At 71.5% G+C, this 19,737-nt stretch carries 21 protein-coding genes; 10 read left to right on the forward strand and 11 right to left on the reverse strand.

The window, feature by feature from the left end; translation table 11 throughout:
* Positions 1 to 122 precede the first annotated feature (122 nt).
* From OG594_RS27750 to OG594_RS27760, 3 genes are all read left to right on the forward strand, one after another.
* A complete protein-coding gene (locus OG594_RS27750) occupies positions 123 to 416 on the forward strand; it encodes a hypothetical protein (protein WP_030012477.1) in 294 nt (97 codons plus the stop codon).
* A gap of 134 nt (positions 417 to 550) precedes the next feature.
* A complete protein-coding gene (locus OG594_RS27755; RefSeq protein ID WP_266604265.1) occupies positions 551 to 1,819 on the forward strand; it encodes an Ig-like domain-containing protein in 1,269 nt (422 codons plus the stop codon).
* A 125-nt stretch (positions 1,820 to 1,944) separates the two neighbouring features.
* On the forward strand, positions 1,945 to 2,904 hold the full coding sequence (locus OG594_RS27760; protein ID WP_266604267.1) for a GNAT family N-acetyltransferase: 960 nt from the start codon (positions 1,945 to 1,947) through the stop codon (positions 2,902 to 2,904).
* Between the two features lie 39 nt (positions 2,905 to 2,943).
* On the opposite strand, the gene OG594_RS27765 is transcribed toward OG594_RS27760, so the two are convergent.
* The gene (locus tag OG594_RS27765; RefSeq protein WP_266604269.1) at positions 2,944 to 3,864 is read right to left on the reverse strand and encodes a helix-turn-helix transcriptional regulator; all 921 of its coding nucleotides are present in this window, start codon (positions 3,862 to 3,864) and stop codon (positions 2,944 to 2,946) included.
* 200 nt (positions 3,865 to 4,064) lie between these two features.
* Between OG594_RS27765 and OG594_RS27770 the strand changes: the two genes are divergently transcribed.
* On the forward strand, positions 4,065 to 5,129 hold the full coding sequence (locus OG594_RS27770) for an NAD(P)-dependent alcohol dehydrogenase (RefSeq protein WP_266606600.1): 1,065 nt from the start codon (positions 4,065 to 4,067) through the stop codon (positions 5,127 to 5,129).
* A 243-nt stretch (positions 5,130 to 5,372) separates the two neighbouring features.
* On the opposite strand, the gene OG594_RS27775 is transcribed toward OG594_RS27770, so the two are convergent.
* The 5 genes from OG594_RS27775 to OG594_RS27795 form a co-directional block, all read right to left on the reverse strand.
* A complete protein-coding gene (locus OG594_RS27775) occupies positions 5,373 to 5,870 on the reverse strand; it encodes a hypothetical protein (protein WP_266604271.1) in 498 nt (165 codons plus the stop codon).
* Positions 5,871 to 5,979: 109 nt separating this feature from the next.
* Positions 5,980 to 6,648 (reverse strand): peptide-methionine (S)-S-oxide reductase MsrA, encoded by a 669-nt coding sequence (gene msrA / locus OG594_RS27780; RefSeq protein ID WP_266604273.1) that lies wholly within the window; start codon positions 6,646 to 6,648, stop codon positions 5,980 to 5,982.
* A gap of 72 nt (positions 6,649 to 6,720) precedes the next feature.
* Entirely contained in the window at positions 6,721 to 7,881 is a 1,161-nt protein-coding gene (locus OG594_RS27785; protein ID WP_266604275.1) for a hypothetical protein, read from the reverse strand.
* Entirely contained in the window at positions 7,878 to 9,476 is a 1,599-nt protein-coding gene (locus OG594_RS27790) for a M48 family metallopeptidase (RefSeq protein WP_266604277.1), read from the reverse strand. Before OG594_RS27790 ends, OG594_RS27785 begins: the two co-directional genes overlap by 4 nt.
* A gap of 173 nt (positions 9,477 to 9,649) precedes the next feature.
* Positions 9,650 to 10,756 carry a hypothetical protein gene (locus OG594_RS27795; protein WP_266604279.1) on the reverse strand — a complete coding sequence of 369 codons (1,107 nt, stop codon included), beginning with the start codon at positions 10,754 to 10,756 and terminating at the stop codon, positions 9,650 to 9,652.
* 74 nt (positions 10,757 to 10,830) lie between these two features.
* Between OG594_RS27795 and OG594_RS27800 the strand changes: the two genes are divergently transcribed.
* Positions 10,831 to 11,988, forward strand: a complete 1,158-nt coding sequence (locus OG594_RS27800) for a cystathionine gamma-synthase (protein WP_189733055.1) — start codon at positions 10,831 to 10,833, stop codon at positions 11,986 to 11,988.
* A gap of 286 nt (positions 11,989 to 12,274) precedes the next feature.
* Here the strand turns inward: OG594_RS27800 and OG594_RS27805 are convergent, their stop codons facing one another.
* The 3 genes from OG594_RS27805 to OG594_RS27815 form a co-directional block, all read right to left on the reverse strand.
* On the reverse strand, positions 12,275 to 12,529 hold the full coding sequence (locus OG594_RS27805) for a hypothetical protein (RefSeq protein WP_266604283.1): 255 nt from the start codon (positions 12,527 to 12,529) through the stop codon (positions 12,275 to 12,277).
* Positions 12,526 to 12,942: a sigma factor-like helix-turn-helix DNA-binding protein gene (locus tag OG594_RS27810; protein WP_266604285.1), complete on the reverse strand. Its 417-nt coding sequence runs from the start codon at positions 12,940 to 12,942 to the stop codon at positions 12,526 to 12,528. Before OG594_RS27810 ends, OG594_RS27805 begins: the two co-directional genes overlap by 4 nt.
* A 63-nt stretch (positions 12,943 to 13,005) precedes the next feature.
* Positions 13,006 to 13,527 carry a MarR family winged helix-turn-helix transcriptional regulator gene (locus tag OG594_RS27815; protein ID WP_030009956.1) on the reverse strand — a complete coding sequence of 174 codons (522 nt, stop codon included), beginning with the start codon at positions 13,525 to 13,527 and terminating at the stop codon, positions 13,006 to 13,008.
* 171 nt (positions 13,528 to 13,698) lie between these two features.
* Between OG594_RS27815 and ilvA the strand changes: the two genes are divergently transcribed.
* The 3 genes from ilvA (at position 13,699) to OG594_RS27830 (ending at position 17,054) form a co-directional block, all read left to right on the forward strand.
* On the forward strand, positions 13,699 to 14,931 hold the full coding sequence (ilvA, locus tag OG594_RS27820) for a threonine ammonia-lyase (protein ID WP_266604289.1): 1,233 nt from the start codon (positions 13,699 to 13,701) through the stop codon (positions 14,929 to 14,931).
* Positions 14,932 to 15,147: 216 nt separating this feature from the next.
* Positions 15,148 to 16,182, forward strand: a complete 1,035-nt coding sequence (locus tag OG594_RS27825) for an ATP-binding cassette domain-containing protein (RefSeq protein WP_266604291.1) — start codon at positions 15,148 to 15,150, stop codon at positions 16,180 to 16,182.
* On the forward strand, positions 16,179 to 17,054 hold the full coding sequence (locus tag OG594_RS27830) for an ABC transporter permease (RefSeq protein ID WP_266604293.1): 876 nt from the start codon (positions 16,179 to 16,181) through the stop codon (positions 17,052 to 17,054). Before OG594_RS27825 ends, OG594_RS27830 begins: the two co-directional genes overlap by 4 nt.
* 133 nt (positions 17,055 to 17,187) lie before the next feature.
* Here the strand turns inward: OG594_RS27830 and greA are convergent, their stop codons facing one another.
* Positions 17,188 to 17,685, reverse strand: coding sequence for a transcription elongation factor GreA (greA, locus tag OG594_RS27835; RefSeq protein ID WP_030009952.1), 498 nt, complete (start codon positions 17,683 to 17,685; stop codon positions 17,188 to 17,190).
* Between the two features lie 158 nt (positions 17,686 to 17,843).
* Positions 17,844 to 18,257 carry a DUF4307 domain-containing protein gene (locus OG594_RS27840; protein ID WP_266604296.1) on the reverse strand — a complete coding sequence of 138 codons (414 nt, stop codon included), beginning with the start codon at positions 18,255 to 18,257 and terminating at the stop codon, positions 17,844 to 17,846.
* Positions 18,258 to 18,364: 107 nt separating this feature from the next.
* On the opposite strand from OG594_RS27840, the gene mca reads away from it, so the two are divergent.
* Both mca and OG594_RS27850 read left to right on the forward strand, forming a co-directional pair.
* Positions 18,365 to 19,246 carry a mycothiol conjugate amidase Mca gene (gene mca / locus OG594_RS27845; protein ID WP_266604298.1) on the forward strand — a complete coding sequence of 294 codons (882 nt, stop codon included), beginning with the start codon at positions 18,365 to 18,367 and terminating at the stop codon, positions 19,244 to 19,246.
* A gap of 2 nt (positions 19,247 to 19,248) precedes the next feature.
* The gene (locus OG594_RS27850; protein WP_266604300.1) at positions 19,249 to 19,473 is read left to right on the forward strand and encodes a hypothetical protein; all 225 of its coding nucleotides are present in this window, start codon (positions 19,249 to 19,251) and stop codon (positions 19,471 to 19,473) included.
* Positions 19,474 to 19,737: the final 264 nt, after the last annotated feature.

A 19,737-nucleotide genomic window follows, 5' to 3' on the forward strand; every position in this document is an offset into this window, starting at 1 on the left:
CCGTGTGCGGTGATGCTACGGAAAGGGGCGGGTCGTGGGAAAGTCGGGGCTTCCGCGGGCTTACTCTCCGTCGTATGAACTCTTCTGAGACATCACGTTACGTACGACTTCGGGTGGATTTGGTGCTCGAGGTGCCCGACGTGCAGGCACTCACCGGAGCCGCGCTCGCGCACATCAAGGCCGACGAGTTCATGCCGGACGAGGAGCGCGGCCACGCCGAGTCCGCCGTCCGCGAGGACGAGTCGGAGGCCCTCGCCTACCTCGTCGACCCCACTGACCTGGTCGTGGACATCCCCGGGGTGGAGCTCGCCCAGGCCTCCTGGAGCAGCGAGCCCGTCGAATACGACCCCGAGTCCATGGAGTGGGACCTGGACGAGGAAGATGGGGACTTCGACGAGGAACCCGACAACGCCTGACCGTGTGGTGGACCACATCCGAACGGAATGTGGAACCGGCCGGCGCCGTTAACGCGTTGTCATGACCAGGCAGGGGGTGCGCCCCCTGCCCGGCCCACCCCGGGGACGGCCAGCCTCCGGGGGATCCGGCAACGATGGAGTGGCGTGTGAGGACGGACAGTATGCGGCGGAGCAGGTCCCTGGTGGCCATATCCGCCGTGCTCGGTGGGGTACTGATGCTCACGGCGTGCGGCGGCGGGGACGACGCGAAGCCGAAGGGCTCCGAGGCGAGCAAGGCCCAGGCGGATGTCGACGCCGCGGCCGCCAAGGACACCTCCAAGGCCAAAATAACCATCACGCCGAAGGACGGGGCCACGAACGTCGGCCTCAACGACGCGGCCAACGTGGCCGTCGCCGACGGCACCCTCACCCTGGTCGAGCTGAAGACCAGCGAGGGCACGGCCGTGGCCGGCAAGATCGCCGCCGACGGCAAGAGCTGGAAGCCGGACGCCGCGCTGAAGCGCTCCACGAAGTACGCCCTGGCGGCGACCGCCAAGGACGCGGACGGCCGCGAGGCGCACGAGAACGCCTCCTTCACCACCATCTCCCCGGAGAACAGCTTCGTCGGCTCGTTCATCCCGGACGAGGGCCAGACCGTCGGCGTGGGCATGCCGGTCTCGATCACCTTCAACAAGCCGATCCAGGACAAGAAGGCCGTCCAGGCGGCGATCTCGGTCAGCTCCAGCAGCGGCCAGGAAGTCGTGGGTCACTGGTTCGGCGCGCAGCGCCTGGACTTCCGCCCGGAGAAGTACTGGCAGGCGAACTCCACCGTCACGATGAAGCTGGCGCTGGAGGGCGTCCAGGGCGCTCCCGGCGTCCAGGGCGTGCAGAACAAGACCGTCACCTTCAAGATCGGCCGCAGCCAGACCTCCCAGGTCGACGTGAAGAGCAAGAAGATGACGGTCACCCGGGACGGCGCGGTCATCAAGACCATCCCGATCTCGGCGGGCTCCCCGGAGACCCCGACCTACAACGGTCAGATGGTGATCTCCGAGAAGTTCAAGGAGACCCGGATGGACGGCTCCACCGTCGGCTTCAAGGACAGTGAGGGCAAGGGCGAGTACGACATCAAGGACGTTCCGCACGCCATGCGCCTGTCCCAGTCCGGCACCTTCCTCCACGGCAACTACTGGGGCGCCGACTCGATCTTCGGCAGCGCGAACACCAGTCACGGCTGCGTCGGCCTGAACGACGTCAAGGGCGCGGGCGACCCGAACCAGCCCGCCGCCTGGTTCTACGACAACTCGCTCATCGGCGACGTGGTCGAGGTGATCAACTCCCCGGACAAGACCATCAAGCCCGAGAACGGCCTCAACGGCTGGAACATGGGCTGGGCGGAGTGGAAGGCCGGCTCGGCCGCCTGACCTCCAGCACCGCGCACGCCGAACGGCGGGGACCCCCCACGGGGTCCCCGCCGTTCGTTTTCGACGCGTCACGCTGGCCGAAAACCGCTCAGTGACGGGCCCGGGGCGCGTCTAGTGTCGGCGACATGATGATCCACTCCCTCGACCTTCCTCCGTCCGACGCCGCGATCGACGCCTGGCTGGCGGTCCTGACCGACGCCGGGGCCGCCGATCTGCCGCAGCAGCCCGTACCGTCCCGCAGGGAGGTCGCCGGGCGGCTGTGCGTCAGGCCGGCGCGCGGCCGGCCCGTGCTCTGGGCGACGGACGGGGGCGCGGGCGTAGCGGCCCTGGTCCTGTTCACGGACGAGGGCAACACGCACACCGCGTTCCTGGACGTGCTGACCGTACGGCCGCAGGAGCGGCGCCGGGGCGTGGGCACCGCCCTGTGGGAGCGGGTCCGCGAGGAACTGCTCGCGCAGGGCCGGACCTCGGTCGCCACCCTGGTGGACCTGGGCGGCCCGGGTCAGGAGTTCGCGCAGTCGCTGGGGTTCGAGAACGTCCTGCCGATGGCCTGGTACGAACAGGAACTCCCCGCCGACGGGGCCGTGCAGGTCCCGGCCACCCCCGGGTACGAGCTCCTGACCTGGCGCGGACTGGTCCCCGACGCCTGGGCGCCGGCCGCCGCCGCGGCCCACGAGGCGATGGAGGACGCGCCGAGCGGAGAGATGGACGAGCGGATCCCGGTCTGGACGGCGCAGTGGCTGCACGCCGTGCAGCAGGTGATCGTCGACCGGGGCGGGGAGCTGATCACGGTCGCAGCCGTGACCGACACCGGCGAGGTGGCGGCGTACACCGAACTCGTCCTGCCGGACCCCTCCGGCCCGCGCGCCCTCCAGTACGACACGGTGGTCGTCCCCGGCCACCGCGGCCACGGCCTCGGCCGGGCCGTGAAACTGCGCATGGCGGCCGAAGCCGCCGCACGCCACCCGGAGCTGCGCCACATCGCCACGACGGTGGCCGACGCGAACACCCACATGCGGGCGGTGAACGAGTCCATCGGCTACCGGCGGGGGCGGGAGGCGGGCATCTTCCAGATCAAGCTGTAGCCGGATCCGGGGCACCGGCCGCGTCGACCCGGCCGCCGGTCACGCCGAGCGCGCGGGTGCCTGTCCGGGCTTCTGCCCGGGCGCCTGCGCGGCCGGCGGCACGGCCGACGGGGCCGACGGGGCCGACCACGACGCCAGCAGACGCAGGGCGTCCGCCGACGGGGAGCCGGGGGCGGCGTGGAAGGTGACCAGCGACTGCGCCGGGTCGTCCGGGAGCTTCAGCGTCTCGAAGGACAGTCGCAGCTCACCCACGAGCGGGTGCCGCAGCACCTTCTCCCCGTGCGTCTTTTCCGCCACCGTGTGCGCCGCCCACAGTCGCCGGAACTCCTCGTTCTTCACCGACAACTCCCCGACCAGCGCCGACAGCTGCTCGTCGTCCGGGTGCTGGCCCGCGTACATCCGCAGGTTGCTCACCACCTCGCACGCCCGGCACTCCCACTCCCCGTACAGCTCCGCCGTCGCCGGGTCCAGGAACACCAGGCGCACGAGGTTCCGCTCGGCGGCCGGCAGCGCCCCGAAGTCCCCGAAGACCGCGGCCGCCAGCCGGTTCCAGCCGATGACGTCCTGCCGGTGCCCCACCAGGTACGCCGGTACGCCGCACATCGCGTCCATCAGCGTGCGCAGCTCCGGCCGCACCTGCTGCGGGCGCCGGCTGTGGCGGCGCCGGTGCGCCTTCGGCCGCGCCAGGTCCATCAGGTGCGCCCGCTCGCTCCCGTCGAGGCGCAGGGCCCGCGCGAGCGCGTCCAGGACCTCCACCGACACGTTGTGCCCGTCGCGCTGTTCCAGCCGCGTGTAGTACGCGACCGACACCCCCGCCAGCTGCGCCAGCTCCTCCCGGCGCAGCCCGGGCACGCGCCGGCGGCGCCCGTGGTCGGGCAGGCCCACGTCCTCGGGGCGCAGCCGCGCACGGCGGGAGCGGAGGAACTCGCCGAGGCAGGCTCGCTGATCAAGCTGGTCCATCCCGCAAGTATCCCCGGGCGGCGCGCCGCGGTGCAGTCGTGAGCCTGACCCCGCCAGGGGTAGGTTCGCCGGTCGTAGGCAGGACAGGGGGATGGCTGCCCGCCGGACGGACCGGCAGCGTGGGGACCACCGCAGAGGCACGACCCCGTTCGAGGAGCACCCCCATGTCCGTCACCCAGGCCACCCAGGGCACGCACGCCATGCACGCCACGCACGCCACCCAGGGCACGGAGGTCGCCGCGTACGCCGCCCCCGCAGCCAAGGCCCCGCTGGAACGCACCACCATCACGCGCCGTGCCGTCGGCGCGCACGACGTCCTCATCGACATCAAGTACTCCGGCATCTGCCACTCCGACATCCACCAGGTGCGCGACGGCTGGGGCGAGGGCATCTACCCGATGGTCCCCGGCCACGAGATCGCCGGTGTCGTCTCCGAAGTCGGCCCGGCCGTCACCCGGTTCGCCGTCGGGGACCGGGTGGGCGTCGGCTGCTTCGTCGACTCCTGCCGCACCTGCGCGTACTGCCTGCGCGGTCAGGAGCAGTACTGCACCGAGGGCATGACCGGCACCTACAACGCCCTCGACCGGGGCGGCGAGCCCACGTACGGCGGCTACTCCACCCACCTCGTCGTCGACGAGAAGTACACCGTCCGGATCCCCGACGGCCTCGCCCTCGACGTCGCCGCCCCGCTGCTGTGCGCCGGCATCACCCTCTACTCCCCGCTCAAGCACTGGCAGGCGGGCCCCGGCAAGCAGGTCGCGGTCGTCGGCCTCGGCGGCCTCGGCCACATCGGTGTGAAGATCGCGCACGCGCTCGGCGCGGAGGTCACCGTCCTGTCGCAGACCCTGCGCAAGAAGGAGGACGGCCTGAAGCTGGGCGCCTCCCACTTCTACGCCACCGGGGACGAGGCCACCTTCGAGGAACTGGCCGGCCGCTTCGACCTGATCCTGTCCACCGTCTCCGCGCCGCTCGGCCTGGACGCCTACCTGGGTCTGCTGAAGGTCGACGGCGCGCTGGTGAACGTCGGCGCCCCGGAGGAGCCCGTCGCGCTCAACCTCTTCTCCGTCATCGGCGGCCGCAAGACCCTCGCCGGATCGATGATCGGCGGGATCGCCGAGACCCAGGAGATGCTGGACTTCTGCGCCGAGCACGGACTGGGCGCGGAGATCGAACTGATCGCCGCCGGGCAGATCAACGAGGCCTACGAGCGGGTGCTGGCGAGCGACGTGCGCTACCGCTTCGTGATCGACGCGTCGACGATCTGACCCCGGGGCAGGACCGGCGGTCGGCGGCGGGCGTCACACGTTCTTCATGCCGCGTGCACGGCCTCCAGGCGCCGGCCGGCGCCCCCCTGACCGGGGCCACCGGCCCCACCGCCATCGACCTCGACGTGGCCGGCGTCCGCCCCTTCCACCTGCTGGTCGAGGACGCGAACGCCCGCTCCTCCTACGACCGCACCTCCTGGGCCCGCCCGTACGTGACGGTCGTCCGACCCGCCCCGGCCGGCCTCAGTACCCCCGGGGATGCGCGGACAGCCAGCCGGCGTACCGCTCGCGCATCCGGTCCCGCTCCTGCGTCGTGGGGAGGACGACATCGGCGCCGCCGTCGTACGGGTGGTACATCCGGGTGAGCCCGGGGTCCGTGACCAAGGCGCCCGACAGGGTGTCGTCGGCCACCGCGCGCAGCAGCCGGTCGAGGCAGCCCCGCTGCCAGCGGCGGCGGTCGGCGTAGAAGTACCAGCGCAGGTGGAAGTCCGGGTCCGGGTCGGAGGTGTCGTCCACGGTGGTCCAGAGCGTGCCCTCCGGGTGGAGGGCGCGCCGCTCCACCGTCGTGTCCGGGCGTTCGGCGTGTTCGGACACCTCGGACCAACCCGTGGTCACCACGTACACGTCGTCGCCCGCGAAGAGCTCGTCCAGGACCGTGTTGTACCGGTCCAGGAGCACCGCGTACTCCGCCTCGCCGTCCGGGTAGCGCTTCGACTCCGGCAGGCTGTGGAACGCACCCACCGGTGGCGGTATACCGTCTTCAGTTCGTGCGGCAGCAGCGGGCCGGGAGGCCTGTGCTGCTGCCACAGACGGGTCAGCCCCTCGTGCGCGGGATCGACGACGGGGGCGGTCACGCCCCCGGGGCCCCGGCCACACCGATCGGGCAGGACACGCCCGTGCCGCCGATGCCGCAGTAGCCGCCCGGGTTCTTGTCCAGGTACTGCTGGTGGTGCGCCTCCGCGGGCCAGAAGGGGCGCTCCGCCGCCGGCAGCACCGCCGTGGTGATCGGGCCGTAGCCCGAGGAGGCCAGGACCTGCTGGTAGGCCGTGCGGGAGGCCTCCGCCGTGGCCTGCTGGTCGGGGGAGTGGGTGTAGACCGCCGAGCGGTACTGGGTGCCGACGTCGTTGCCCTGGCGGAAGCCCTGGGTGGGGTCGTGGGACTCCCAGAACAGCTTCAGCAGCGCGGCGTAGGAGACCTGCGACGGGTCGAAGACAATGCGGACCACCTCGGTGTGGCCGGTCAGCCCCGAGCAGACCTCCTCGTAGGTCGGATTCTCGGTGAAGCCGCCCTGGTAGCCGGCCAGCGTGGTCCACACCCCGGGGGTCTGCCAGAACTTGCGCTCCGCACCCCAGAAACAGCCCAGACCGAAATCGGCGACTTCCAGGTGCGCGGGGTAGGGGCCGGACAGCGGGTTGCCCAGCACGGTGTGCCGGTCGGGCACGGCGAACAGCGGCTCCGCGCGGCCCGTCAGGGCCTCCTCGCGGGTGGGGAGCTCGGGCGTACGGCGGTACGAGAACATGGATTCCCTCCTTGTGGGAGTGACAACGTGCGGAGGGCGGGCCGGGATTCCCCGACCCGCCCTCCTCCGCCGTTACGGCTCCAGACCCGGCGTGACCACGCGCACCGCCCAGTCCCGCGCGTGCACGTAGCGGGACTTCGGCCAGTAGTACCAGGGCATCGCCCCGATGTGTCCGTCGATGTGGCGGAACTGCTCGACCGCCTCCGCGTCCCGGTCCTGCCAGAACAGGAACCACGCGAGCGGGTGGCGCAGCCGGATCGACCGCCAGTCCTCGGGATCGGCCGCCGCCAGGTCGACGAGGGCGGCATCGACCGCCGCGATGACCTCCGGCTCCTTGAAGAAGGTCTCCGGCTTGAGGTCCGACTCGTGCAGTTCCTGCTCGATGTAGGCGATGAGCGGCAGCACGGACAGCAGCTCACCCGGCTCGGCCCCGGCCGCGCACTCGCGGGCGAAGGCGAGCGCCATCTCGTGCGAGCCGCGCCACTTCTGGCTCCAGTACTGCATGGCGTTCGTGTGGGCCGACAGGTTCTTCGGGTCACGCTTCGTGATCTGCGACCACAGCTGCTGGTACTCCTCGTGCGCGTAGCCCAGGCCCTGGCTGATGGACTGCTCCACCATGTACGGAACCGGGTCCGCGGGGTCCGCCAGTCGTTGGGCCTCCCGCGCCTGCTCCTGCGCCTTGAGCAGCAGCTCGCGGAAGATCCGGAACTGCTCCTGGGTGGTGTGGCTGGCCCGCGCGGAGCCCCGCACGTTCCACGCGACGATGACGCCCGTGTCCGCGTTCACCAGTGCCGCGGACGGGTCCGACGGCCTGGCCGCGCGCCAGGCCAGCAGCCAGGCGTCGTCCTCGGCGGCGAGCTCGGACAGGGGGCGCACGCGCTGCCAGCGCTCCTCCCAGTCCTGCCCGGCCGCCTCGATGTAGGCCGCGGCCGCTTCCCAGTCGCCGGCCTTGACGGCGGCGACGGCGGCGGTCTGCTCGGGCGACACCGGCAGCGCGTTGTCCGTGTCGAGCTGGTCCTCCGGCACGAAGCCCAGCGCGACGACCGCCGCGGCCTGCTCCGACTTCCGCTCCGCCTTGATGGCGGCCGTCTCGGAGTTCATGGCCTCGGTCCGGCCCTCGATGAGGGCGATCTCCGCCTCCAGCCGCTTCGCCTTGCGGATGTAGTAGACGCCGCGCAGCACCTTGAACGCGCCGAACAGCAGAATGGCGCCCAGGATGTAGAGGCCGATCACGGGGCAAGCACCAGCTTTCGCAGGGATTCGGTGTCGGGGAGGTCGGCGACGGCCGCGTCCAGGGCAGCGCCCAGGCGGTCCTGGAAGCCGTCGGCCGGGTAGCTCAGCGAGGCCGAGTCGGACCAGGACAGCTGCCAGCGGGCGGTGCCGCGGGCCGTCAGCTCGACGGTGACCAGCTGGTTCAGCGCGCGCCGGACGACGGGGCGGGCGAACTCGCGGGCCGTGCGGCCGGTGGCGGCCGCCGCCTCCTCGGACTTCGGGAAACGGTCGGCGATGCGCCAGCGCACCGCCGGGTCGGCGTCGAACGCGTCGAGCACGGCGTCGAGCCCGGGGCCGGCGCCCTCGGCGACGAAGGCCTCGCGGATGTCCTGCGCGCCCTCGCCGACGTACTTGGTCATGGACTCGTGGACGAGGTCCTCCCAGTCGACCCGCTTGAGCGCGAGCGCCTCCGGGGTGAGGACGACCGGCTCCAGCGCGGCCAGCGACGCGTCGGCGTCGGCCAGCAGCTCCAGGGCCGGCCGGGTGGCCTGACCGCCGCGGCCGTCGTCGGGCAGGGCCTCGATGCGGGCCACGCGCTCGGCGAGCGCAGGGTGGGAGTCGTAGGGGGAGGCGGGCTCGGTCGACAGTTCCTCGCGCAGCTCGTCCAGGTCGCCCGAGCGCGCGGCCAGGAGCCGGCGCAGGCCGCCGAAGACCTCGCCCGGCTGGGGCAGCAGGCCGGCGCCCACGCCGAGGGTGGCGTAGGAGCCCATGTAGAAGTCGTGCGCCGAGCCGAGGGCGTTCAGCTCGCGCAGCGCGGACGCGGCCGAGTCGCGGCCGGCGACCCGGACCGAGGCGAGGTCGGCGGCGAGCTCCTGGCGGCGGGAGGTGGAGAGGGTGGCGCGCATGTAGAAGTTGCCGTACGCGATGTAGATCTTGGCCATGGCGCGGTACATCGCACCCTCGCCCGTGGTGTCGACGCCCTTGGCCTTCTTGCCCTTGGCGATCCGCTTCTCGTCCTTGCGCTCCTGCTTCGCGCGCTCCTTGGCCACCTTCTTGTCGGCGCGGTCGTGGAAGTAGCCGATGGTGCGGATCAGCTGGCCGCGGCCGCGGGCGATCAGCGGGGTCAGGCGCGTATCGAAGTTGGCGTAGTGGCCCATCTCGTGGGCGAGCACCGCGCGCAGCTGCATCTCGTCCAGGCCCGTCATCAGCGGCAGGCCGATGTAGAGGCGGCGGGTGCCGGGCAGCAGGCCCAGCAGCTTGGCGTCCTCTTCGACGGCCGCGTTCACCTCGTCGATCAGCACGATCTCGTCGGGAGCGCGGGTGCCGACCTGCTGTGCGATGTCGCGCACGACCGCCCACAGTTCGGGCTCCTGCGCCTCGCTGACCGTGATACCGGCCAGGGGCTCGCTCTTGGGCGTGCGCAGCATGAACAGGCCGCGCACGATCGGGATGGCGAGGACGACGGAGACCAGCAGCAGCTTGCCCGCGATCGGGCCGTGCAGCGTGGTGACGACGGCGTAGTCGATGCCGCCGAGGGCGGCCAACAGGAACACGCCGAGCAGGTAGAAGCCTGCGAGCAGGACGAGAGCGCGCAAGGCGCGCAGTGAAGCGCCCATATGGACAGATCCCCCCACGGGATGAAGATGGTGCTGAAGCAGGTGGCGGGGCAGAAGGCCGCCACCGCCGCATCATGCGGCCTGTGATTACTTACGGCAACTTTATTGGCCGAAGCTTCGGCCCATCCCGTGGGGTGGGGGCGCGGCGGGGCACTCCGCGACCCGGCCGGACGCTACTGCGCCAGCGTCGCCGGCGACCCGCCGTTCGCCTCGTACCCCGCCACCGCCATCGCCCGGTACACCGCGTACGAGGCGGCCGGGTTCGCCGCCTCCGACCACGGCAGCGCGCCCACGTACCCGTCCACGTGCCGCACCTGCTCCATGGCCTCCGCCCACCGCTCCATGCAGACCAGGAACATCAGCAGCATGTGCCGCACGTGCGCCACCATCGGGTCGTCCTGCCGCGCCGTGTGCACCGCGTACAGCGCGCCCTCCACCGCCCGCGTGGCGACCGCGCCCCGGTAGAAGCTCGGGCTCAGCACGATGTCCGGCTGGTTCTCGCGCAGCGCGAACATCGGCAGGGCCGCCAGCAGCGATCCCTGCGGGGCGCGCGCCGCGGCCGCGTGCGCGAAGGCGTCGGCCTGCTCCCGCGAGCCGTGCCACTGCGCACCCCAGTAGTGCAGCGCCGCGAGATGGGCGCCCATGTGGTTCGGGGCCCGGTCGATGACCTTCGCCCACAGCTCGTCGAACTCCGCCTCCGGGTAGGCCAGTCCGCGCGCGATCGCCAGCTCCGTGATGTACGGGACCGGGTCCCCCGGGGCCAGCAGCGCGGCCTTGCGGCACGCTTCCCGGGCCTCCTCCAGGATGATCCGGTGGTCCGCCGAGCCGACCCCGCCCGAGTGCCGCCACGCCTGCTGCACCAGCAGCTCCGCGTGCACCTGCGCGCCGCCCGGGTCCTCCTCCGCCTCCTGCCGCCACGCCCTCAGCCACTGCGCGCCCGTCCCGGGCTGCGCCATCAACTCGAGGGCCGCGGCCCCGCCGAAGGCCTGCACGCGCTGCCAGCGCCGCTCGCCCTCCTGCGGGGTCCCGGCGAGCAGCTGCGAGGCCGCCTGCCACCCGCCGGTGCGGCGCACGTTGTCGAGGGCGGCCATCAGGTCCTGGTCGGGCCCGGGGATGCGGATGTCCAGCTCTTCCTCCCGGTCGAATCCGTAGTTCGCCGGGTCGGCGGCGTCGGGGCTGCTCGGCGAGACCAGGCGGATGCCATCGTGCCGGCGCCGTAGGTACGGACTGAGAACGAGCACGATCACGAGCGTCCCGAACACCAACCACAAAATCTCCATGCCTCCAGCGAACCAGACCGAGGGGGGAGCAGGCCAATAGGGGGCCCGGTACCGGGCGGGCATAGCATCGGACCATGAGCGACGACAGCCACGAGCACCAGAGCTTCGAGACCCGCGCGATCCACGCGGGCAATACGGCGGACCCGCTGACCGGCGCGGTCGTGCCCCCGATCTACCAGGTTTCCACCTACAAGCAGGACGGTGTCGGAGGGCTCCGCGGCGGCTACGAGTACAGCCGCAGCGCCAACCCGACCCGGACCGCGCTGGAGGAGAACCTCGCGGCGCTGGAGGGCGGCCGTCGCGGTCTCGCCTTCGCGTCCGGACTCGCCGCCGAGGACTGCCTGCTGCGCACGCTGCTCGCCCCGGGCGACCACGTGGTCATCCCGAACGACGCCTATGGCGGAACCTTCCGCCTCTTCGCGAAGGTCGTCTCCCGCTGGGGCGTCGAGTGGTCGGTGGCCGACACCTCCGACCCCGAGTCGGTACGGGCGGCCCTCACCCCGAAGACGAAGGTCATCTGGGTCGAGACCCCCTCCAACCCGCTGCTCGGCATCACCGACATCGCCGTGGTCGCCGACATTGCGCGCTCGGCCGGCGCCAAGCTGGTCGTGGACAACACCTTCGCCTCGCCGTACCTCCAGCAGCCCCTGGCGCTGGGCGCGGACGTCGTCGTGCACTCGCTGACCAAGTACATGGGCGGGCACTCCGACGTGGTCGGCGGCGCGCTGGTCGCCGCGGACGCGGCGCTGGGCGAGGAGCTGGCCTACCACCAGAACGCGATGGGTGCGGTGGCCGGGCCGTTCGACTCCTGGGTCGTGCTGCGGGGCATCAAGACCCTGGCCGTGCGCATGGACCGGCACGCGGAGAACGCGGGCAAGATCGTCGAGCTGCTCAAGCGCCACCCGAAGGTCACCAAGGTCCTGTACCCGGGCCTGCCCGAGCACCCGGGGCACGAGGTCGCGGCCAAGCAGATGCGCAACTTCGGCGGCATGATCTCCTTCCAGGTCGCCGGTGGCGAGGAAGAGGCGGTCGCGGTCTGCGGCCGCACCAAGATCTTCACCCTGGCCGAGTCCCTGGGTGGCGTCGAGTCCCTGATCGAGCACCCGGGCCGCATGACGCACGCGTCGGTGGCCGGCTCGGCGCTGGAGGTCCCGGCGGACCTGATCCGCCTGTCGGTCGGCATCGAGAACGCCGATGACCTCGTGGCGGACCTGACCCAGGCCCTGGGCTAGCCCACCCCCGCCGGGCCCCACCCGGGCCCGGCGGCCCTTTCCCGGCTCCGCCGCACCGCTTCCGGCTCTGCCGACCGATTCCGGCTCCGCCGTGCCCTTTCCGGCTCTGCCGCACCGACTCCGGCTGCGCCGAGCCGCAGTTAGTTGTGTGGGCTCGATTTCAGCCTCGGCTGGGCCAGTTCCAGCCTCGCCGGAGCCGGGTGGGTTCAGGTGCGGCTGGGGTGGGTCCGGCGGAGCCGGGTGGGCTCGGTGCAGCCGGGAGGGGTTCGGCCGGAGTTGGGAGGGGTTACCAGCCCTGGAGGGGTGGGGAGACTCCGCTCGGCGGGGTGAGCCAGGGGCGGGTCAGGGAGGCCCACACCACGAAGGCCACCGCGGCAGCGAAGAGCACGGCCCAGCCGAACCCGCGCAGCGCCCGCCGCCGCCGCAACAGCCGGTCGCCCCGAGCCGCGGCCCCCGCCGCGAGCCCCGCCGGCACCGGCGGGTACGGGCCCTCCAGGAGCCGTTTGACCTGGGCTTCCTTCCGGTCGGGGAGCCCGCTCACACCGCCTCCCGGTTCCTCAGCGCGGCCACGGCCCGATTGCACAGCACCCGCACCCGATCCACCGGCATCCCGAGCTGCGCCGCAGCGACCTCCTCCGCGACCCCTTCGTAGAGCCGCAGGACGAGGACGAGCCGCTCCGGCGGGCTCAGCCGCGCCAGCACCCCGGCGCCACCGTGATGGCGCCAGGCAGTCCGGGCGAAGGCCGTGCACAGTTCCCGGCGGGTGAAGTCGTACGGGTCGTCCCCGCGCAGGCGCCGCCAGTTCGCGTACGTACGGGCCAGCGCGCCCGCCAACAGCCGCCGGGACGAATCCGGTTCACCGGTCAGTAGGAGCGCGACGTGCAGGAGACGCCCGGCCGCGCCCGCGACGAAGGCTTCGAACTCCGCGTAGGAGCCCGCCTGTTGATCAACCACCCGCATAGTCCACATAGTGCGGGCAGCGGGGCCGCTCAGGTCAAGAGGCCGGACGGACTCCGCTCAGGAGGCGGGACCGGCTTCGGCCACGGCCGCCATGAGTTCCGACAGCGACAGGTTGAAGCGCGTCAGCAGACCGGTGAAGGACTCCCGCTCGCCCTCGCTCCAGCCCTCCGTCACCCGCGCCATCAGCTCGCGCCGCGAGGAGCGGACCTCCTCCAGCCGGGCCAGCCCCCGCGGGGACAGCGCGAGCACCACGGCCCGCCCGTCCTCGGGGTGCGAGGTCCGCTTGACCAGACCGCTGTCGACCAGCGGCGCGACCTGTCGGGTCACCGTCGAGGAGTCGATCCCCATGCCGCCGGCGAGCGCCTTCACGCCCATCGGGCCCTCCAGGTCGAGCCGGTTCAGCAGCAGGTAGGCGGCGCGGTCCATCGAGTTGCGGGCCTGGCCCACACCGCCCAGACGGGTCTGCTCGGCACGACGGGCGAAGACCGCCACCTGGTGCTGGAGCGCGTCGAGGAGACCGGCTCCGGCGGGCGCGTCCGGCGCCGCGGGCAGATCGGAATTGGCCGGGGTGGAAGGCATGGCCGTGGGCTCTCTTCGCGTGGGTCCGACAAGGATGGGGGACAGAGTACGCGGCCGTGCGGCGGCTCGTACGCCTCGTACGAGAACTGGTACGGCCGGTTGGGGCTCCCGCCCCGCGGGTGTCCCGGATGGCGAGATATCGCCCCTCCTGCACCCTGCGAGACTGGCGGCATGAACTACCGCGTGCCCCAGCCCGTCCCCCAGGTCATCCTCGACGACGTCCGGGGGGCCCAGAAGATGCTGTCCGGCGTCTCGCGGGTCACCGCCATGGAGGGCAGCCGGTACCTCTCCGCACTCACCGGCTCCCCGGTCCACCTCAAGTGCGAGAACCTCCAGCGCACCGGCTCCTTCAAGCTCCGCGGCGCCTACGTGCGCATCGCCGGCCTGCGCCCCGAGCAGCGGGCCGCCGGTGTCGTCGCCGCGAGCGCGGGCAACCACGCGCAGGGCGTGGCGCTGGCCTCCTCCCTCCTCGGGGTCCGCTCGACCGTGTTCATGCCGGTCGGGGCGCCGCTGCCGAAGGTGGCCGCGACCCAGGAGTACGGCGCCGACGTGCGCCTGCACGGGCAGGTCGTCGACGAGACCTTCCTGGCCGCCCAGGAGTACGCGGACCGCACCGGCGCGGTGTTCATCCACCCCTTCGACCACCGCGACATCATCGCGGGCCAGGGCACGGTCGGCCTGGAGGTCCTGGAGCAGTGCCCGGAGGTGCGGACCATCCTCGTCGGGATCGGCGGCGGCGGTCTCGCGGCCGGTGTCGCCGTCGCCGTGAAGGCGCTGCGGCCGGACGTGCGGGTCATCGGGGTGCAGGCGGCGGGCGCGGCCGCCTACCCGCCCTCGCTCAAGGCCGGACATCCGATCTCGATCGACGAGCCGAACACGATGGCCGACGGGATCAAGGTCGGCCGCCCCGGGGACGTCCCCTTCCACATCATCGGCGAGCTCGTCGACGACGTGCGCACGGTCTCCGAGGACGCCCTTTCCAGTGCCCTGCTGCTCTGCCTGGAGCGGGCCAAGCTGGTGGTCGAACCGGCCGGGTGCAGCACGGTCGCGGCCCTGCTCAGCGAGCCCGAACTGTACGGCGGTGGCCCGGTGGTGGCCGTTCTGTCCGGCGGCAACGTCGATCCCCTGCTGCTCCAGCGGATCCTGCGGCACGGCATGGCGGCGGCGGGCCGCTACCTCTCCCTGCGGCTGCGCGTGGCCGACCGGCCGGGGGCCCTGGCCGGGCTCCTGGCGGTGTTGTCAGTGGTGGATGCGAACGTGTTGGACGTGAGCCACGTGCGGACGGACCCGCGGCTGGGGCTCACGGAGGTGGAGGTGGAGCTACAGCTGGAGACGAAGGGACCGGAGCACTGCGCGGAAGTCGCGCGTTCCCTGCACGGCGCGGGATACAAGGTGATGAGCTAGGGAGGCGTCCCCGAACGTCCGCGGCCGTCCGCGGCCGTCCACGGCGTGCGCGGCCGTCCGCAGCCTCCGCGGCCGTGCCTTGTACTGCCCTGCCGTATCCGACCGCCCGGACATCCCCCGTTCGGCCGAGCAGGACCTGCCCGGCACTCATAGGATTTGCGTAGAAATGCCCTGAATATCCTGATTCTACTGGCCCGATTCACTGGGAGAATCCATATGCCAGGCGCTATCTACGCCGAAGGTCTGGTCAAGACCTTCGGCGATGTACGGGCTCTCGACGGCGTGGACCTCGACGTCCCCGAAGGCACCGTCCTGGGTCTGCTCGGCCCGAACGGTGCGGGCAAGACCACGACCGTACGCGTGCTGACCACCCTCCTGCGGCCCGACAGCGGCAAGGCCGTCGTCGCCGGCATAGACGTGCTCAGGCACCCCAACGAAGTCCGCCGCGCCATCGGCCTCTCCGGCCAGTTCGCGGCCGTCGACGAGTACCTGACCGGCCGCGAGAACCTCCAGATGGTCGGCCAGCTCTACCAGATGAAGGCCAGGGCGGCCAAAGCCCGGGCCACCGAACTCCTCGAACGCTTCAACCTCTCCGACGCCGCGGACCGCACGGCCAAGACGTACTCCGGCGGCATGCGCAGGCGCCTGGACCTCGCGGCCGCCCTCGTCGTCAGCCCGCCCGTGATGTTCATGGACGAGCCGACCACCGGGCTCGACCCCCGCAACCGCCAGCAGTTGTGGGGCATCATCCAGGAACTGGTCGCCGGCGGCACCACCCTGCTCCTCACCACCCAGTACCTGGAGGAGGCCGACCACCTCGCGCACGACATCTGCGTGGTCGACCACGGCAAGGTCATCGCCCGCGGCACCTCCGACCAGCTCAAGGCCCGTACCGGCGGCGAGCGCGTGGAGGTCGTCGTCCACGAGCGGCAGCACATCGCCACCGCGCGCGAGGTGCTCGCCGGCTTCGGCAAGGGCGAGACCACGGTCGAGGAGCACACCCGCAAACTGACCGTGCCCGTGTCCGGCGGCGCCAAGCTGCTCGCCGAGGTCATCCGCGAACTCGACGGCCGGGGCATCGAGATCGACGACATAGGCCTGCGCCGCCCGACCCTCGACGACGTGTTCATCTCCCTGACCGGGCACGCCGCCGAACGGGACGCCGACGAGAACGGCGAGGAGAACGGCGACGGGGCGGCCGGTCCCGGGACCAAGGGCCGCAGGGCGGCCCGCAAGGAGGTGGCGAAGTGACCCTCACCTCCCCGACCCCGGGCGCCTCTCCGCACCGCGAACTCGCGGCGCCCCGTCCGCGCGGCGGCGTCGTCCAGAGCGTGAACGACTCCCTCGTGATCGCCAAGCGCAACCTGATCCGGATGTCACGGATCCCCGAGATGATCATCTTCGGCGTGATCCAGCCGGTCATGTTCGTCGTCCTGTTCAGCTACGTCTTCGGCGGCTCGATCAGCGTCGGCGGCAACACCTCACCCGCCGCCTACCGCGAGTTCCTGATGGCCGGCATCTTCGCCCAGACCGTCACCTTCGCCACCGCCGGCGCGGGCGCGGGCATCGCGGACGACATGCACAAGGGCCTGATCGACCGCTTCCGCTCCCTGCCCATGGCGCGCGGCGCGGTCCTCACCGGCCGCACCCTCGCCGACCTCGTCCAGACCACGTTCACCCTGATCATCCTGGCGATCGTGGCCCTCCTCGTCGGCTGGCGCACCCACACCAGCTTCGGCGAGGTCCTCGCCGGCTTCGGCCTGCTGCTCCTGCTCGGCTACGCCTTCTCCTGGATCGGCGCCCTGATTGGGCTGTCGGTGCGCACCCCCGAGGCGGCCACCTCGGGCGGGCTGATCTGGCTCTTCCCGCTGACGTTCATCTCGAACGCCTTCGTCCCCGCCGAGAACATGCCGCCCTTCCTGCGCACCATCGCGGAGTGGAACCCGTTCAGCGCCACCGTGCAGGCGGCCCGCGAGCTCTTCGGGAACCTTCCGGAGGGCTATCCGGTCCCGGACGCCTGGCCCATGCAGCACCCGATCACGGCGTCCATCCTCTGGTCGGTGCTGATCGTCGTGGTCTTCCGGTCCCTATCGGTGCGCAAGTACCGCTCGGCGACCGCGTAGGGCCCGTAGGGACGCGGGACGCCGGACGTCGGACGCCGGTACCAGCAGGAATGCGCGATGCCCGACCGGAAGGATCCGGTCGGGCATCGCGCATTGTCGGTCAGGTTACGAAGAAAGCGGTGACCGAGGGTGATCAGCCCGTGAAGGGCTTGACGTCCAGGATCTTGACCGAGGCCTTCTTGCCGTTCGGCAGCTCGTATTCGGCGTCCTCGCCGATCGCCTTGCCCAGCACGCCGCTGCCCAGCGGGGACTGGGGGGAGTACGTCTCGAAGTCCGAGGACGCGTACTCGCGCGAGGCGAGCAGGAACTCCATGGTGTCGTCCTCGTCGCCGTCGAAGGCGATCTTGACGAGCGTGCCGGGGGCCACCACGCCGTCGGACGCGGGCGCGGTGCCGACCTTGGCGTTCTCCAGGAGCTGCGTGAGCTGGCGGACCCGGAGCTCCTGCTTGCCCTGCTCCTCCTTCGCCGCGTGGTAACCACCGTTCTCGCGCAGGTCGCCCTCCTCGCGGGCGGCTGCGATCTTCGTGGCGATCTCCGTGCGGGCGGGACCAGAGAGGTAGTCCAGCTCCGCCTTCAGCTGGTCGTACGCCGCCTGGGTCAGCCAGGTGACGCTCTCGCTCGTCTGGGTCACGGGTGCTCCTCGTCGGTACAGGGGACTACTGGCCGCCAGCGGCGGACGAAACCACGAGCCTAACAATTCGGGAAGAAAAGGGGGAGGACCCCAGAGGCTCATTGCCTCGTGGGACGCGACTTCAATCCTCTTCGGACCCCTTCGGATCTCTTAGGACCTCAGCGGGCGGAAGGCGCCGGCTGGCAGCCGATCAGCTCGATCATCGTCGCCCGGCTCGTGGTCTTCAGGGTGACGATCTCGTCCACCCGCGACCGGTCCTGCGCGAAGGTGAAGTCCGCGCGTCCCACCTCGGCGTGTTCCTCGTCCTGGGAGCTCAGGGAGCAGACCCCGGTGACCGAGGCCTCCTTGCGGACCTCCAGGTGCACCTTCACCTCGGTGTCCGAAATCACCTGGAACTTGATCACTTCGGCGCTCACGCTCTGTCCCGTGATGTAGCCCCAGCCGATCCAGCCGATCACGCCCAGCAGCACCGCACCCAGCAGCGATCCGATGATCTTGAGCTTCCGGTCCGCACGCTCGTCCGCCGACCGGCCGTACCGGCCCTCGGGCAGTCCCTCGCGCACCGCGCTCATGATCGTTCCTCTCGCCGGGGACGGCTGGGTCACCCCTGGAATTTTCCGCCCCCCGGTTCGGTCACTATAGGAGCTGAGTGTCGCGCCGAATCGCAGAGGATCCTGTTTTGACCGAGCAGCTTCGACTGATGGCCGTCCACGCCCACCCCGACGACGAGTCGAGCAAGGGCGCGGCCACCATGGCCAAGTACGTGTCCGAGGGGATTCCCGTGCTGGTCGTCACCTGCACCGGTGGCGAGCGCGGCTCGATCCTGAACCCCAAGCTCCAGGGCGACAAGTACATCGAGGAGAACATCCACGAGGTCCGCGCCAAGGAGATGGACGAGGCGCGCGACATCCTCGGCATCGAGCAGGAATGGCTCGGCTACGTGGACTCCGGCCTCCCCGAGGGCGACCCGCTGCCCCCGCTGCCCGAGGGCTGCTTCGCGCTGGCGGACGTCCACGAGGCCGCCGGCGAGCTAGTGAAGAAGATCCGCGCCTTCAAGCCGCAGGTCATCACCACCTACGACGAGAACGGGGGCTACCCGCACCCCGACCACATCATGACCCACACGATCTCCATGCTGGCCTTCGAGAGCGCGGCCGACACCGAGAAGTACCCGGAGGGCGAGTACGGCCCGGCCTACCAGCCGCAGAAGCTCTACTACAACCAGGGCTTCAACAAGCCGCGCACCATCGCCCTCCACGAGGCGCTGCTCGCGCGCGGCCTGGAGTCCCCCTACGGGGAGTGGCTGGAGCGGTGGAAGGAGTTCGAGCGCAAGGAGCGGACCCTGACCACCCACGTGCCCTGCGCCGACTTCTTCGAGATCCGTGACAAGGCGCTCATCGCGCACGCCACCCAGATCGACCCGGACGGCGGCTGGTTCCGCGTCCCGATGGACATCCAGAAGGAGGTCTGGCCCACGGAGGAGTACGAGCTCGCGAAGTCGCTCGTCGACACTTCCCTCCCCGAGTCCGACCTCTTCGCGGGCATCCGGGAGAATGCGTAGCTATGAGCGCTACGCAGGCAGCACTGACCCAGCTCCTTCCGCTGGCGGGTGACACCTTCGACAAGAACAAGGTGACGCCCGGCCTCCTCGGCTTCCTCGTGTTCGCGGCCCTCGCCGTCGGCGTGTGGGCCCTGATGAAGTCCATGAACCGGCACATGGGCCGGGTGGACTTCGAGGAGGCCCCGGAGCCGGCCGCCTCCGGCGCGGACGGCACCCGGGCCCCGTAGGGCCGGCCCGGCAGGACCTCCGCGTCCCCGCCGGCCGCCTCCGGCGGGGACGCCATCGGGCCCTGTAGGGCTGGTCCGGCGGGGTCTTCGCGTGCGTGCCGGCTGCCTCCGGCGGGGCCGGCATCGGGTCCCGTAGGGCGGGTCCGGCAGGGTCTTCGCGTGCGTGCCGGCGCGCCGGCCGCTTCTGGCGGGGACGGCACCGGGCACCACGTAGGGACGGTCCGGTAGGACCTTCGCGTATGCGTGCCGGCTGCCTCCGGCGGG

The sequence above is a fragment of the Streptomyces sp. NBC_01214 genome (assembly GCF_026340975.1).
Classification (GTDB): domain Bacteria; phylum Actinomycetota; class Actinomycetes; order Streptomycetales; family Streptomycetaceae; genus Streptomyces.